This window comes from Pseudoduganella lurida (genome assembly GCF_007830455.1).
Taxonomy (GTDB): domain Bacteria; phylum Pseudomonadota; class Gammaproteobacteria; order Burkholderiales; family Burkholderiaceae_D; genus Rugamonas; species Rugamonas lurida.
This window is the reverse complement of record NZ_VLLB01000004.1, coordinates 233,717-247,851: the sequence shown is the minus strand read 5'-3', so window position 1 is coordinate 247,851 and position 14,135 is coordinate 233,717. Positions and strand designations below refer to the sequence as shown.

Sequence of the window (14,135 nt, the reverse complement as noted above, 5' to 3'; positions counted from 1 at the left end):
CCGCATTGTTGTAACCTGTGGTTATCGGGACTGCGACCTGGAGAAGCTATCGTGGAATACAAGGATTACTACGCCGCGCTGGGCGTGCCGAAGACGGCCAGCGCGGCAGACATCAAGAAGGCCTACCGCAAGCTGGTACGCAAATACCATCCGGACGTGAGCAAGGAAAAGGATGCGGATGCGAAGACGAAGGAATTGAACGAGGCCTACGGCGTGCTGGGCGACGAGGAAAAGCGCGCCGCCTACGACGAACTGGGCAGCGGCCTCGGCAACGGCATGGGCGGCGCGCCCCGCCATGGCCAGCCGTTCCGCCCGCCCCCGGACTGGGGCTCGGGCTTCGAGTCGTTCGCCGACAGCGACAGCGACTTTTTCAAGGACCTGTTCGCGCACGTGGGCGGCCGGCGCCGCGGCTTCCAGGCGCGCGGCGAGGACAGCCACGCCACCATCGACATCGCGCTGCGCGACGTGTACGAGGGCGCCACGCGCACGGTCAGCCTGCGCGTGCCCCAGCAGGACGAGAGCGGCCGCACCATCACGCGCGAGCGCACGCTGAACGTGACGATCCCGAAGGGCATGACGGAAGGCCAGCAGCTGCGCCTGGCCGGCCAGGGCCAGCCGGGCAGCGGCAATGGCGGCGCGGGCGACCTGTATCTGGAAATCCGCTTTGCGCCCGAGCCGCGCTACCGCGTGGAAGGGCGCGACGTGTACGAGACGGTGCCCGTGGCGCCCTGGGAAGCGGCACTGGGCGCGGAGATCGAAGTGCCCACGCCTTCCGGCCGCGTGACGGTCACGGTGCCGGCGCGCACCCAGGGTGGCCGCAAGCTGCGCCTGAAAGGGCGGGGCATTCCTGGCGCCGGGTCGGCACCCGCGGGTGATCTGTACCTGCTGCTGGAAGTGGTGCTGCCACCGGCCGAGACGCCGGCGGCGAAGGCCTTCTACGAACAGATGGCGCGCGAGCTGCGGTTCGACCCGCGTGCCGGTCTCAAATAACGAGGAGATACCATGGCCAACGAGGAGCCGATCCGTGCCGTGCCGCTCGACGAGGCGGCGCTGACACTGGAAGAACTGGCGCGGGCCTGCGCGGTGGAGCCGGGCTGGGTGGTGGAACGGGTGCAGACGGGCATCCTGCTGGGCGGCCCGACAAGCGAGCCGACCGCCTGGCGCTTCACGAGCGTGGATCTGGTGCGGGCTCGCAGCCTGCTACGCGTGGAGCGCGATTTCGAAGCAAACGAGGAAGTGGCCGCGCTGGTGGTGGACCTGACGGACGAGGTACGGCGCTTGCGGCGCCGTTTGCGCGCGGTCGGGTATTGAACGGCAGCCGGCCGTCGAAACGGCCGGCTGCGTGGGGGCTTGCCAAGGGATCCCGCGCCTGTGATCTGGTGTCAAAGATCCGGTGCCAAAGATCCGGCGCCAACGATCCGGCATTACTCATCCGGCATGACTGATCCGGCGCCATTGTTCCGTGAGCACTGATGCGGTGCCACTGTTCCGGTGCCACTGATCCGGCACCGCTGATCGGCAGCCTGAGTCGATCTTCGCTCGTCCGGCATCGATCACCCGGCAGCGCCAATGCGCCGGCGCCACCGCATCGACACTGCAGCAGGAGGCTGGATCAGCGCTGGTCTTCCGAAGACCCGCTGCGGGAACCGCCAGCGCTCGAGTGCTTGCTGCCGATATCGTCGATATCGTGCCCCGGCTCGCCGGACGTGCCCTGCATGCCCAGATGACGGTCGGACTGTTCGTTGTCGGTGCGGTTGTCCGGCACGGCCTGGTTGCTGCGCACATCCGACTGCGCATTGCGGGCCTTGTCCGACTGCTGGCTGTTGCCGCGCTGGCCCATGCCCACGCGTTCGCCGCCAGAGGCATCGGCCTGCAGCGCATCGACATCGTCGCTGTCGGCCGACTGGCGCGAGCGCGCATCATCCGGGCTGCCCGGGCCACCCTTTGCATCGCGCTGCGGCTGCTGCTGTTGCTGCTGCTTCTGTTTCTGCTGCTGTTCCTGGATCGGGATCAGGCCGCCCAGGCGCTGGGCGCTCGGCAGCGAACCGTCGTCGCGGCCTTCGCTGTGCTGGGTCGGCTGGCTGCCGCTGTGCGCCACCTGCTGCGGCGTGCGGCCATCGCCCACCTGGCCCGACGTGGCACCGGTTTCCTGGTCGCCGTACTGGTCATGGTTGCTTTCCTGCGGGCTGTACTGGATGTCCGGGCGGGCCCCCTGCGCGGTGGCCGGGCCGCCCTGGCCGCCGGGCGAGCCGCCCAGGTAGTCGGACTGGCCCTGGCTGCGCTGCTGGCTCTGGCCGCCCTGGTCGACGCCCTGGCCGCTCTGGCCGCCCTGCGTGCCCGATGGGGTGCCCTGGATGCCGTCCTGTGCGTTGCGTCCGCCGATCGATTGTTCCGTCATGGTGTGTCCTCCTTGGCTGCCGGCCGCGCTGCGCTGCTGGCTGGCGTTGATGTTGGGTTCGCGATTGACCTGCGTGGTGTCGTTGGCGGGGCTGCCGGCGGCATGGTTGCCGCTTTCGGTCTTGTAGCCCGCGTCTTCGGTACTGACCGTGTCCTTCTCCCGGGTCATGTCATCTCCTTGGTTGAGTCTGGGGACGGGGCGGCCTGCAGCGGCCCCGGCATGGAGCTATCGTAGACCTGGGGCCGCGGGAAGGGTGTCAGCGCACATGCCGCGGCGCTGTAGGAAGGGTTTTGAAGACGTTAGGATCTGCGTGGGCGCTGCTGCGGCCTGCCGGCGTGTCAGTCGTCTTCGTGCGGCTGCGAATAATCGAGGTCGAGGAACTGCTGTTTCAGCCAGCTGCCGGCAGGGCCCAGGTGGTCATCGGTACGGTGAATCACGAACAGCGGATACTGCAGCTCGTCGCCATCCTGCACGCGCAGCCGCACCAGCCGGCCGCTGGCCAGGTCGCGGGCGATCATCGCTTCCGGCATGCTGCCCCAGCCCAGGCCGCCCTGCAGCAGCGCATGCTTCGAATGCAGGTCGCCCAGGCGCCAGTCGCGGTGGCCCAGCACGCCGAAGTCCTGGCCGGAGGTCAGCGGGCTGCGATCCGTCACCACCAGCTGCAGGTGTTCGCGCAGTGCCGCCGTCGGCACCACGCCTTCGATCTGCGCCAGCGGATGGCCCGGCGCGCACACCGGCATCATCAGCACGTGGCCGGCCAGCTGACGCTCGATGGCGGGCGGCATCTGCACGGGCGTGCCGCTGATGCCGAGCTGGCAGCGGCCTTCCAGCACCATCTGCGTGACGCTGCCCAGCGCCTCCGTATGCAACCGCAGCGAGACGGTGGGGTACTCGCGCCGGAACGCTTCCAGCAGCCGCACCAGGCGGCACATGGGGAACATGATGTCGACGACGAGGCAGATCTCGGCCTCCAGCCCGGCACCCAGCGCGCGGGCACGGGCGCGCATGTCGTCCACCTTGGCGGACACGGCGCGCGCATCGGCCAGCAGCGCCTTGCCCGCTTCCGTCAGCGTGGGCTTGCGCTTGCTGCGGTCCAGCAGCGCCACGTTCAGCTGGTCCTCCAGGTTGGCGATGGTGTAGCTGATCACCGACTGGGTGCGGTGCAGGGCCCGCGCCGCGTGGGCAAAGCCGCCATGGTCGATGACGGCGATGAACACGCGCAGCTGGTCGAGGGAGGGCAGGCCGGGGTCTCTCATGTGTCTTCCATTCGCCTATCGCTTAAATCGATTGTTTCGATCTATATAAAGTGGATTTCATCGATATTAAACCTGTCCTATGATGGCTGCAATCAATCAACTTTCAGGAGCTCATCATGGCTAACGTCCTCTACATCAACAGCAGCGTGCGTACCGCCGGCTCGCTGTCCCGCCAGCTGTCCGCCGAGTTCGTCGCCAAGTGGCAGGCCAATCACCCGGCCGACACCATCGTGACCCGCGACCTGGCCGCCAATCCGGTGCCGCACCTGACGGAAGAAATGCTCGGCGCGTTCTTCACGGCGCCGGACCAGCGCAGTGCCGCGCAAGCGCAGACGGTGCGCACCTCGGATGAACTGGTGGACGAAGTGCTGGCCGCCGACGTGATCGTGATCGGCGCGCCGATGTACAACTTCTCCGTGCCGTCCGGCCTGAAAGCCTACATCGACCACATCGCCCGCGCCGGCCGCACGTTCCAGTACACGGCAACGGGCCCGGTCGGTCTCGTCACCGGCAAGAAGGTGTATGTGTTCACGGCCAGCGGCGGCGTGTACAGCGAAGGTCCGGCCGCCGGCTATGACTTCCTGGCCACCTACCTGCGCGCCGTGCTGGGCTTCCTGGGCATGACGGACATCAGCTTCGTGCAGGCCGAAGGCGTGGCGCTGGGCGAACAGGCCGTGGCCGACACCATGGCCAAGGGCCGTGCTTCGATCGAGGCGCTCGCCACGAACTGAGGCGGCAGGTCGGCACCCGCTGCCGACCAGTACTGAAGAAATCCGTGGCAGCCGGTATCATGCACCCATAAGGTTGCACTACCTGCCACGGAGCTCCGAATGAAAGACCGCCTGCATCTGCTCGTCATCGACCCGCAGAACGATTTCTGCGACCTGCCGCCCGAGTACCGGCCCATCGATTCCGCCAGCGCGGACGGCCAGGCCCGCCGCGCCCCCACGCTGCCCGTGGCCGGCGCGCATGCCGACATGCAGCGCCTGGCGCGCCTGATCGAACGGGGCCGCGACGGCCTCGCCGCCATCACCATCACGCTCGACTCCCATCACCGCTACCACATCGCCCATCCCACGTTCTGGCTGGCCGGCGATGGCGGCCCGGTCGCACCCTTCACCGAAATCACCGCGCAGGACGTGCGCGCCGCACGCTTCCTGCCACGCCATCCGCAGGCCCGCGAACGTGCGCTGGCCTATCTCGATGCGCTGGAAGCGGCCGGCCGCTACCGCCTGATGGTGTGGCCGGTGCACTGCGAGATCGGCACGTGGGGCCACAACGTGCACGACGACTTGCGCGCCGCCTACAACCGCTGGGAAGACGCGGCGCTGGGCGTGGTCGACAAGATCGCCAAGGGCTCCAATCCATGGACGGAACACTACTCCGCCGTGATGGCCGAAGTGCCCGATGAAGCAGACCCCGGGACGCAGCTGAACATGCAGCTGATCGACAGCCTGCTGCAGGCCGACCGCGTGTACATCGCCGGCGAGGCGGGCAGCCACTGCGTGAAGGCCACCACCGAACACATCGCCGAACACTTCGGCGACGAGACGGACCGCCTGGTGCTGATCAGCGACTGCATGAGTCCCGTTGCCGGGTTCGAGGCGCAGCAGGGCGCGTTCTTCGAACAGATGCGCGAGCTCGGCGTGCGCTTCGCCACGGCCGACGAAGTGCTGCAGGAGCTGCTCTTGAACGCGGGCCGCTGAGTATCACCGATGAACTTTCCCTCCACCGACCACCCGAACATGACCGCACCCTTCCAACCCGTCGTCCGCAGCCTGCTGGAGACGGACCTGTACAAATTCTCCATGTGGCAGGCGCTGCTGCACTGGCATCCGGGTGCGATCGCCGAATACGAATTCGCCTGCCGCAACCAGCCCGCGTATCCGCTGGCCGAACTGAAGGAAGAACTCGAGCGCCAGCTCGACCACCTGTGCACGCTGCAGTTCCGCCAGGAGGAGCTGGACTACCTGCGCTCGCTCCGCTACATCAAGGGCGACTTCGTCGACTTCCTCACCGTGTTCCGCTTCCAGCGCCATTTCATCACGGTGAAGACGGACGGCGAGAAGCTGCTGATCCACGCGGAGGGCCCGCAAGTGCACGTGATGGGTTTCGAGATCTTCGTGCTGTACATCGTCAACGAGCTGTACTTCCGCCGCTTCGACCAGCAGGCCGCGCTGGCCGAAGGGCGCCGCCGCCTGGACGACAAGATCGCCGCGCTGAAGGCCTTCGGCAAGGAGCCGATGCTGCGCAATCCGTTCGAGTTCTCCGACTTCGGCGTGCGCCGGCGCTTCTCGGCCGCCTGGCAGGACGAGGTGGTGCGCCGCCTGGTGGCGGAGGTGCCGGAGTTCTTCAAGGGCACGTCGAACGTGTACCTGGCCATGCACTGCAGGATCCATCCGATCGGCACGATGGCGCATGAGTACATGCAGTCGTTCCAGGCCTTCGGCGTGCGTCTGCGCGACTTCCAGAAGGCGGCGCTGGAGGACTGGGTGCAGGAGTTCCGCGGCGACCTGGGCACGGCGCTGACCGATGTGGTGGGGATGGATGCGTTCCTGCGCGACTTCGACCTGTACTTTGCCAAGCTGTTCGACGGGCTGCGCCACGATTCGGGCGATCCGGTGGAGTGGGGCGAGAAGGCGATCGCGCACTACGCGAAGCTGCGCATCGATCCGCACACGAAGCGGCTGGTGTTCTCGGACGGATTGAACCTGGAGAAGGCGATCTGCCTGTACCGCCACTTCGCCGACCGCATCATCACCGGCTTCGGGATCGGTACCTGGCTCACGAACGACCTGGGCATCCAGCCGCTCAATATCGTGATGAAGCTCGTTCGCTGCAACGGCCAGTCGGTGGCAAAGCTGTCCGACTCGCCGGGCAAGACGATGAGCAAGGACGAGACGTTCCTCGCTTACCTGCGGCAGGTGTTCGAACACCCAGCCGCGTAAGGGTGCCGAAGCCTCAGGCTTCCACGCCGCCGTAACGCAGCAGGATCGTATTGGCCTGCTCGCGGTGCACATCGGTGTCGACGTCCACCGACAGCAGGGCGGCGGGACGTGCCTTGCCGTGGTCGGTGTTGTCCGCGTCATCCGGCGTCAGCGAATCGAAGATGTTGTTGACGGCATTGGTGGACGTGTCCGTGGCACTCGCGGTGTGCAGGTTCAGTTGCACGGCCGAGCCGTGGAAGCCGGCGTCCAGCAGTGCCGCACGGGCCGATTCGGCATCGGCAACGGTCTTGAAGTTGCGGTGGATGGTGTCGGTCATGGGATGTCCCTTGTTGTGTCGTTTGTGTTGAGTCCTGCCACCATTGTGCCAAAAATGCCACAACGACGGCGCCCCGGAAAGCCTGGCTCCCCGGGGCCGGAAGCCGCGCCGGACGTGCCGGCCGGTCGATTTTTCGCTGGCAGATTATCGCGACTGGTCGCTCTCGCCCGGATAGCTGGCCGAGCCCTCGTTGCCCGCTGCGCCCTGCAGGCCGGTCGGATCGCTCGGGCGGCCGCCGCCGGACAGGCTCTGCTTGTCGCCGTCCCTGTCGGACTGGCGGTTACCCGCGCCGGTGCCGCTGCTGTTGCCCAGGTCGTTGGCGCTCGTGCCGCTGACGAAGCCGTTGCCTTCCTGGTCCGCTTCATCGCCGGGCGAGAGCAGATCGTCGGTGCGGCCGGCCGAATGCGCATTGCCGGCATTCCATGGCGTGTTGACCGCTTCGTCGTAGCCCTGATCGGTGCCGGACACGCCCGTGCCGCCCGTGCCCACGCTGCCTGCACTGCTGGTGCCGTCCTTGGTGTTCTGGTACAGCTTGCGGCCTGGCGTTGCGTTGTCGTCGTTGGACATGATGGTCTCCTGTTGATTTGGTGAGCTCCCATCGTAGGCCGTGCGCGACGACCGCTGAATAGGCGCGCGCGACAAGGCACTGTAGGAGTGCAGGCAATGTGCGCGCCCAATGAAAAAAGCGGCTGATGGTCAGCCGCTTTCCTGATGGCGCCGCCTTCCGCAGCGAACTGCTTACAGCTGCGACTTGCGCCGCGCCGTATAACCGACTGCGGCCAGGCCGAGGCCCAGCATCAGCCAGGTCGATGGTTCCGGCACGGCCGTGATCAGGCCGGGGCCGCCGATCGTGACGCTGTAGGCGCCGTAATCCGTGTCGCCGAAACCGGCCACGAGCAGGGTGTAATGGGTGCCGGCCGTCAGGCTTGCCCACGTCGACGAGGTATTCAGGGACACGTCATCGTCGCCGGCGGCAATGCTGTTGGAGAAGGCATCGTTCGGGTCGAAGGAGTTTTCATACAGCACGATCACGCTGTCGATGTTGTACACGGCGGTCAGCAGGAACGTGTATTCGCCACTCTGGTCGACGGTGAACGACCACGCATCGTAAGGCACCGCCGAGGCATCGGCTCCCAATGGCGTCAGGTCCACCGTCGGACCACCGGTGGTATCACCGGTCCAGGTAACGATATCCGCCTTGGCGGTTTGTGCGACGCCGACGAACAGCGCGCTGATGGCGATGGCTGTGCGGAAGAACTTGGTCAGGTTCATTTGGGTCTCTTTCATCAAATGGGGAGGGAGGCCTGCCGAGGTGTCTCGACAGGACGGCTTCAGTTTCGCATGTTTTTTTTATAATTTACTGTGCAATCTTAAGTAGATTTTAAGTCTTACATATGTGAATTTTTCTCGGGAATCTTTTGTATCGGCGTGGCAAAGGCTTGTAGAGTGAAAGCGCTTGGTTCGCTGCAAAAGAACAAGGTTTGATCGCAGGGATCTGTTGTGAATTCGGTACAGCAGCAGTGCGTGAAACGCCCGGCATGGCTCACCATCCACAGTGCGAAGTTCGGCCCTCGCCGGACAGCATGCACTCACCCGCCGACACTGAAGGCACGAACCTTCCCCGCAATTGCGGCCTCAGTCAGTACTTTGCACGCAATCAGCAAGGTAACTGGAGCCGCTGGACACGTTTCGACTAACTCATCGCCCTCCCAAATCATGTGCATCTGGCGCAACAGATGTTAATGCATGTAAAGAAAAAGTTATCATTTTCGTAAATCTGGCGGTAGAATCCGGTGCAATTAATTTCTATAAGATAAATTTGATGAAAATACAGAAATCTTTTGCTGCGCTGACGGCTAGCGTGCTGCTCAGTGCATGCGGCGGCGGTGGTGGCGATGGTGCGGCTTCCGGCAGCGGCTCAACCGGCAGCTCTCCGAGCGGCGATCAGAGCTGGCTGACCTTCACCCCAAATCCTGTCGCAGTGGATGCAAGGCAGGGCGAGTCGACTGCGTTTACCATCAAGGCGCACGCCAGCAAGACACTCGCGCAGGTTATCAATATCGGCATTTTTGAAGACACCGGCTTGATCACCACCGATGTCCAGGTGACGGGCGGTGCAACGCCTTACGACTACAACGCGACGCTGCGCGTCAGCCCGCTGCTTGTGCCCGGCAGCCGCAGCGGTACGCTGGTCGTGAAGCTGTGCGAAGATGATCCTCTGGTTTGCAACAAGCCGGTCAGCGGGTCGCCGTGGCGCTTGCCGCTGAAAGTCAACGTGGCGGCTGCAAGTACCGGTCCGGCCAGCCCGACCAATCCAACCACACCGACCAGCCCGGCTGATCCCGTCGTTCCAGCCACCCCGACAGCCCCCATCGAGCCGGTCACCCCACCGCCGCCGGCACCGGTCACGCTGCAATTCGACCAGGCCGCCTACTCCCTGAGCTTCGTTCAGGGCGAGCCGATCAATGTCACCTTCAACGCGGTGGCCAGCCGGGTACTGGTCGGCGAGGCCCAGGTAGGCGTGTTCGAGAAATCCGGCCTGGTAAGCAGCGGCGGCGGCAATCTGCAGTCGAAAGGCGACAAGCGCTACAGCATCGATCTGCCGCTCAATGGCGCGCTCGCTGCCGGGCAGTACAGCAGCACCCTGGAAGTGCGCGTGTGCCAGGATAATCCGTCGATCTGCGCGCAGCCGGTCAGCGGTTCTCCATGGAAAATCCCGCTGAAACTGACGGTGTCGCCCACCGTCAATCTGACGGCGCTGGCCGCGCTCCCAGGGGTGCCGTCGTGGAGCACCCATCAGGGCAATGCAGGCCACACTGGCGCGATCGCCGCCAGCGTCGATCCGGCCAAGTTCACACGCCGCTTCAACCTGCCGACCACCGGCCAGTACGCCAGGACGATCGCCACCGACGGCAATACGATCTTCGCGGTGCTGGGCAGCAGGTTTGGCAGCTGGACGCTGCAAGCCATCAGTGAAGACACCGGGAAGGAGGCCTGGCATGTCGACCTGGGCACCCTGAGCAACGTCAATCCTCCAGCTGCCGCCAATGGAAAGGTGTACGTTACTTCCACCGGCCACGCCGATTCCTTCCTGTGGATCTTCGACCAGAAGAACGGCACTTTGCTTGCAAAGCAGGCAATGAGCTCGCAATGGGAAAACTATATGGCGCCGACCATCTACAACGGCAGCGTCTACTCCGACGCCGGCTACTACGGCGGCATGGCGAAATATGACGGCACATCCGCCGCTGAGAAGTGGGCCGTGGGCCTGCCGCAATACGACGGCTGGACGCCCGCCGTTGACGGCCAGTATGCCTACACCTATGTCGGCGGTAATTTCTATGCGCTCGATGGGGCTACCGGTGCGACTGCCTTTTCGGTGAACGACCCGCGCTTCAGCTGGCATGGCTGGACTGCCGATAGCTCGGTGGTACTGGGGAAAAACATGCTGTACGCGTATGAAGGCGGCCGCCTGACCGCCTTGAACCTCGGCACCCGTGCCATCGCCTGGTACCTGGAGGGTAACGGTGCCGTTGCCCAGCCGGCGTTGAGCGCCAGCGCGCTGTATCTGCTGCATGCCAACGGCACCGTGCTGGAAGCGCGCGATCCGGCATCCGGCGTGGCGCAGTGGGTGGCCAGCCTGGACGGAACCTACCGCCAAATCATCGTCACCAGCAACCTGGCATTCGTCAGCAACGAGAGCAAGACACTGGCGATCGATCTGAGTACGCACAAGACCGTGTGGACCTATCCGCTGGGTGGCACGCTGGCCATCTCCAGTCGCGGCGTGCTGTATATCGTTTCGCAGCAAAAGATTGCGGCCGTGAACTTGCAGTAAGGGAGTGGCGGCAGGCGTATCCGGGCAGGCCGCGGGCGGACCGGATTCCCGATGCGCCGTCCGTGCCGGACGCGACAGATTCCCGGCGGCCTAATAAGAAGCAACGGCAGATTGGGCGAATCGAAGAGGGTTGCGCTGGTAGGCGCAACCCGGATTTGCGGCGGCGAGTGGACTCGCCGAAACCCCGCAAATCCCCCGCGTCCGTACCGGATGCGGCAGGATTCCCCTCATCGGAACCGGAGAACAAAAGGAAATGGCCCAAGCAAGCTTGGGCCATTTCCTTTTGTTCGGTGGTGGAGACGGCGGGAATCGAACCCGCGTCCGCAAGCACTCTACAGACAGTTCTACATACTTAGCTCTGCCATTTGATTTAATCCCCACGACGCGGACGAGCACGCTGCGTGAGGACGATTCACCTTAGATTTAGCGCTCTTCGAAGTGACCCCTCCGAGCGCGAGTCCCTGTAAATGACTCCACAGCTTTTAACGGCCCACCCCAGGGACGAGGTGTTGTGGAGCTAACAGCGATTAAGCTGCCAGTGCGTACGAGTTATCGTTTGCAGTTAGTTTGTTTCTGGGTGTATTTACGAGGTAACCAGGCCTCGGTATGCCCTGTTCTGCTTTGCAACCCACGTCGAAACCAGGTCGTCCCCACAGATGGAAAGAGGATTGTACTCCAATCCGCGTCCCGCTGCATGCGGATGCGTGTGATGCGGTGCAAGACCTACTCTTTCAGTTCGGATAAGGGGCGGCCTGCCGCGGCGATCGGCTCGACCCGGGCGCGCCCTTCTTCGAAGACGCAGCGGAACAGGTGGCGGCGCGAGGCGGGGGCATGCTCCGATGCGAGGTCGTGAAAGCCGTCCGCGCCGGCGAAGCCCAGGTCCACCGTCAGGTCGTCCAGGTAGTAGGTATCGACCAGTTCTTCCATGGTCTCGCGGCGCGTGCCCAGTTCCACCTCGCTGCGCAGCCGGGGGGCGGGGCCTTCGAAGTAGCGGATCAGGGCGTTTTCCAGCACGTCCACGCGGGTGCGTACCGACGCTTCCTCGGCCATGTCCGTCGCGGCTGTCTGCACTTGAATGTCGAAGCGCTGCACCATCAGGAACGTGTCGGAGTCGGCGCGGTGCGCTTCGCGCAGGCGGTTGACGATCGTGCACTCGCCCTTGGCAAGCTTTCCGGCCGCATCGCGCGTCTGGCCCACGTAGCGCACGGTGCTGGGGGCGTCGAGGCCCGTGTCGTAGCGCTGCACCAGGTCGTGGATGCTGAGCGGTTCCATCATCGAGCCCCAGTTCAGGATCAGGAAACGGTCCTGCAGCTGCACCAGCGGCTTTTTATAGGTGGCGTCGAACGGCACGTCGAGGTCGATCGTGATGGTGCCCTTGCGTTCTTCCGCGCCGATCAGCACGGGCACCGTCAGCTTCAGCGAGAAGAAGCCCCAGCTGACGGCGCGCTGCGTGTCGATGCGCAGGCGCGGGCGCGTGACCAGGAAGTACAGCAGGCGCTTTTCCATCGTGCCGTCGAGGGCGAACTGCTGGCGCCGCAGGTAGCGGCCGACGGGGTCGCGGAAATCCGGCAGACCGGTGCCGGTCGCCAGCAGGTCGTACCAATAGCATTTCGATTCGGCGACCGTGGCCGTCCAGCGTTGCGGCGCGCTGCTGCGCGGCGTCAGGACCTGCCCGGTCGTATCGTCACCAGGCATTGCTGCCTCCTCCGGTCATCACGTGGTTTTTATCGTTAGTTACCTCCATGGTACGCCTTTTTATTGGCTAGGGGCAACAGCGAAATCAGCCGGCAGTGTGGCCTTGCAACGATTTCAAGCTGCCAGCGTACGCGTCGCGGGGACGGTTTGCTGCAGCAGGGCCAGCAGGGCGGCCGGCGTTGCGACGAGATGATCGGCTTCCCAGCTGGCCGGCTCGGTGGCGCCGCAGTAGCCCCACTGGCAGGCAACCGTCGGCATGCCGGCGGCGCGGCCGGCTTGGATGTCGCGCAGGTCGTCGCCCACGTACCAGCACTGCTCCGGTGCCAGGCCGAGGCGGCGTGCCGCTTCCAGCAGCGGGGCAGGGTGCGGCTTCGGGTGGGCCATCGTGTCGCCCGAGATCACGCAGGCGGCGTGATCCAGGCCGATCAGCGGCATGAGCGGATCGGTGAAGCGGGCCGGCTTGTTGGTGACGATGCCCCAGGCCATGCCGGCCGCCTCGATGCCGTCCAGCAGTGCCGGCACGCCGTCGAACAGCGAGCTGTGCTGCATCATCGCCGCCTGGTAATTGTCGAAGAAGCCCTGGCGCAGCGCCTCGTAGCCGTCATCCTGTGGCGTCAGCCCGAACGAGATGCCGATCATGCCCCGCGCGCCGGCCGAGGCGGTGGGGCGCAGCAGGTCGTAGGAAGTGGGCGGCAGGTTGCGGTCCGTGCGCAGCTTGTTGAGGGCGGCCGCCAGGTCGGGCGCGGTGTCGGCCAGGGTGCCGTCCAGGTCGAACAGGATGGCGCGCGGGGCGGTGGCAAAGCTCATGGGCAGGCAGTCGATCGAGGGGAAGAATGGCAGGCATTGCCTGCCAGATACATCATACAGGGCGGGTACACGCCACCATGTAATTCACGCTGGTGTCGTTGTTCAGCGAATACAGTTTCGTCAGCGGGTTGTAGCCCAGGCCCTTCAGGCTGTCGACCTGCAGGCCGGCGCTGCGGATGTACTGCGACAGTTCCGCCGGCGTGATGAATTTCTCGTAGTCGTGCGTGCCCTTCGGCAGCATGCGCAGCACGTATTCGGCGCCGATCACGGCGAACAGGTAGGACTTCGGATTGCGGTTCAGCGTGGAGAAGAACACGTGGCCGCCCGGTTTCACGAGGGCCGTGGCGGCGCGCACGATCGAGGCCGGGTCCGGCACATGCTCGAGCATTTCCATGCACGTGACCACGTCATACTGGCCGGCTTCCTCGGCGGCCATGTCTTCCGCGGCGATCAGCTTGTAGCGCACCTGCACGCCCGATTCCAGGCTGTGCAGGTCGGCCACCTTCAGGGCGCGCTGCGACAGGTCGATGCCCGTCACGTCGCCACCCTTGCGGGCCATCGATTCGGACAGGATGCCGCCGCCGCAGCCGATGTCGATCACCTTGCGGCCGGCCAGCGGGGCGCGCGCGTTGATCCATTCCAGGCGCAGTGGATTGATGTCGTGCAGGGGGCGGAATTCCGAAGTCGGGTCCCACCACCGGTGGGCCAGTTCGCTGAATTTTTGAATCTCGAGTGGGTCGGCGTTAGCGTTCATGATCGGCATCATAGCGGTAATTTGTCGTGTTCCAAAGCACGCCTGCAAAACAGGCGAAGGCGCCTCCGGCACGGGACGAAAAAAATCCCGCCGGAGCGGGATTTTTCACGAGGGCAGGGCCCG

Annotated in this window: 14 protein-coding genes and 1 other RNA gene; 6 read left to right on the top strand and 9 right to left on the bottom strand. The window is 64.9% G+C overall.

The annotated features are described in order from the left end of the window. Positions 1-51: 51 nt before the first annotated feature. Both IP91_RS13520 and IP91_RS13515 read left to right on the top strand, forming a co-directional pair. Positions 52-990, top strand: a complete 939-nt coding sequence (locus IP91_RS13520) for a DnaJ C-terminal domain-containing protein (RefSeq protein WP_145649565.1) — start codon at positions 52-54, stop codon at positions 988-990. A gap of 12 nt (positions 991-1,002) precedes the next feature. Beyond that, positions 1,003-1,311 carry a chaperone modulator CbpM gene (locus IP91_RS13515; RefSeq protein WP_145649563.1) on the top strand — a complete coding sequence of 103 codons (309 nt, stop codon included), beginning with the start codon at positions 1,003-1,005 and terminating at the stop codon, positions 1,309-1,311. 301 nt (positions 1,312-1,612) lie between these two features. Here the strand turns inward: IP91_RS13515 and IP91_RS13510 are convergent, their stop codons facing one another. Then, complete coding sequence (locus IP91_RS13510; RefSeq protein WP_145649562.1) at positions 1,613-2,566, bottom strand: hypothetical protein; 954 nt, start codon at positions 2,564-2,566, stop codon at positions 1,613-1,615. 170 nt (positions 2,567-2,736) lie between these two features. After that, the gene (locus IP91_RS13505; protein ID WP_145649560.1) at positions 2,737-3,654 is read right to left on the bottom strand and encodes a LysR family transcriptional regulator; all 918 of its coding nucleotides are present in this window, start codon (positions 3,652-3,654) and stop codon (positions 2,737-2,739) included. 116 nt (positions 3,655-3,770) lie between these two features. On the opposite strand from IP91_RS13505, the gene IP91_RS13500 reads away from it, so the two are divergent. The 3 genes from IP91_RS13500 (at position 3,771) to pncB (ending at position 6,602) form a co-directional block, all read left to right on the top strand. After that, the gene (locus IP91_RS13500; RefSeq protein ID WP_145649558.1) at positions 3,771-4,385 is read left to right on the top strand and encodes an FMN-dependent NADH-azoreductase; all 615 of its coding nucleotides are present in this window, start codon (positions 3,771-3,773) and stop codon (positions 4,383-4,385) included. 99 nt (positions 4,386-4,484) lie between these two features. Next, positions 4,485-5,360 (top strand): cysteine hydrolase family protein, encoded by an 876-nt coding sequence (locus IP91_RS13495; RefSeq protein ID WP_145649557.1) that lies wholly within the window; start codon positions 4,485-4,487, stop codon positions 5,358-5,360. A 9-nt stretch (positions 5,361-5,369) separates the two neighbouring features. Next, positions 5,370-6,602: a nicotinate phosphoribosyltransferase gene (gene pncB / locus IP91_RS13490; RefSeq protein ID WP_229474377.1), complete on the top strand. Its 1,233-nt coding sequence runs from the start codon at positions 5,370-5,372 to the stop codon at positions 6,600-6,602. A 13-nt stretch (positions 6,603-6,615) separates the two neighbouring features. Here the strand turns inward: pncB and IP91_RS13485 are convergent, their stop codons facing one another. From IP91_RS13485 to IP91_RS13475, 3 genes are all read right to left on the bottom strand, one after another. Beyond that, complete coding sequence (locus IP91_RS13485; RefSeq protein ID WP_145649555.1) at positions 6,616-6,918, bottom strand: potassium-transporting ATPase subunit KdpA; 303 nt, start codon at positions 6,916-6,918, stop codon at positions 6,616-6,618. 144 nt (positions 6,919-7,062) lie between these two features. After that, on the bottom strand, positions 7,063-7,485 hold the full coding sequence (locus tag IP91_RS13480) for a hypothetical protein (RefSeq protein WP_145649554.1): 423 nt from the start codon (positions 7,483-7,485) through the stop codon (positions 7,063-7,065). Between the two features lie 171 nt (positions 7,486-7,656). Then, a complete protein-coding gene (locus IP91_RS13475; RefSeq protein ID WP_145649552.1) occupies positions 7,657-8,190 on the bottom strand; it encodes an FxDxF family PEP-CTERM protein in 534 nt (177 codons plus the stop codon). A 550-nt stretch (positions 8,191-8,740) separates the two neighbouring features. Here IP91_RS13475 and IP91_RS13470 point away from each other — a divergent pair. Beyond that, positions 8,741-10,756, top strand: a complete 2,016-nt coding sequence (locus IP91_RS13470; protein WP_145649550.1) for an outer membrane protein assembly factor BamB family protein — start codon at positions 8,741-8,743, stop codon at positions 10,754-10,756. A gap of 291 nt (positions 10,757-11,047) precedes the next feature. On the opposite strand, the gene ssrA is transcribed toward IP91_RS13470, so the two are convergent. From ssrA to ubiG, 4 genes are all read right to left on the bottom strand, one after another. Beyond that, positions 11,048-11,408: a transfer-messenger RNA gene (gene ssrA / locus IP91_RS13465) on the bottom strand. A 71-nt stretch (positions 11,409-11,479) separates the two neighbouring features. After that, positions 11,480-12,451 carry a hypothetical protein gene (locus IP91_RS13460; protein ID WP_145649549.1) on the bottom strand — a complete coding sequence of 324 codons (972 nt, stop codon included), beginning with the start codon at positions 12,449-12,451 and terminating at the stop codon, positions 11,480-11,482. 114 nt (positions 12,452-12,565) lie between these two features. Next, complete coding sequence (locus IP91_RS13455; protein ID WP_145649547.1) at positions 12,566-13,258, bottom strand: HAD family hydrolase; 693 nt, start codon at positions 13,256-13,258, stop codon at positions 12,566-12,568. Positions 13,259-13,310: 52 nt separating this feature from the next. Continuing rightward, entirely contained in the window at positions 13,311-14,012 is a 702-nt protein-coding gene (gene ubiG / locus IP91_RS13450) for a bifunctional 2-polyprenyl-6-hydroxyphenol methylase/3-demethylubiquinol 3-O-methyltransferase UbiG (RefSeq protein ID WP_371860619.1), read from the bottom strand. Positions 14,013-14,135 lie beyond the last annotated feature (123 nt).

Coding starts and splice junctions, on each gene's coding strand:
- IP91_RS13515 (WP_145649563.1), top strand. CDS start 1,003: ATGGCCAACGAGGAGCCGATCCGTGCCGTGCCGCTCGACGAGGCGGCG.
- IP91_RS13510 (WP_145649562.1), bottom strand. CDS start 2,566: ATGACCCGGGAGAAGGACACGGTCAGTACCGAAGACGCGGGCTACAAG.
- IP91_RS13505 (WP_145649560.1), bottom strand. CDS start 3,654: ATGAGAGACCCCGGCCTGCCCTCCCTCGACCAGCTGCGCGTGTTCATC.
- IP91_RS13500 (WP_145649558.1), top strand. CDS start 3,771: ATGGCTAACGTCCTCTACATCAACAGCAGCGTGCGTACCGCCGGCTCG.
- IP91_RS13495 (WP_145649557.1), top strand. CDS start 4,485: ATGAAAGACCGCCTGCATCTGCTCGTCATCGACCCGCAGAACGATTTC.
- pncB (WP_229474377.1), top strand. CDS start 5,370: ATGAACTTTCCCTCCACCGACCACCCGAACATGACCGCACCCTTCCAA.
- IP91_RS13485 (WP_145649555.1), bottom strand. CDS start 6,918: ATGACCGACACCATCCACCGCAACTTCAAGACCGTTGCCGATGCCGAA.
- IP91_RS13480 (WP_145649554.1), bottom strand. CDS start 7,485: ATGTCCAACGACGACAACGCAACGCCAGGCCGCAAGCTGTACCAGAAC.
- IP91_RS13475 (WP_145649552.1), bottom strand. CDS start 8,190: ATGAACCTGACCAAGTTCTTCCGCACAGCCATCGCCATCAGCGCGCTG.
- IP91_RS13470 (WP_145649550.1), top strand. CDS start 8,741: ATGAAAATACAGAAATCTTTTGCTGCGCTGACGGCTAGCGTGCTGCTC.
- IP91_RS13460 (WP_145649549.1), bottom strand. CDS start 12,451: ATGCCTGGTGACGATACGACCGGGCAGGTCCTGACGCCGCGCAGCAGC.
- IP91_RS13455 (WP_145649547.1), bottom strand. CDS start 13,258: ATGAGCTTTGCCACCGCCCCGCGCGCCATCCTGTTCGACCTGGACGGC.
- ubiG (WP_371860619.1), bottom strand. CDS start 14,012: ATGAACGCTAACGCCGACCCACTCGAGATTCAAAAATTCAGCGAACTG.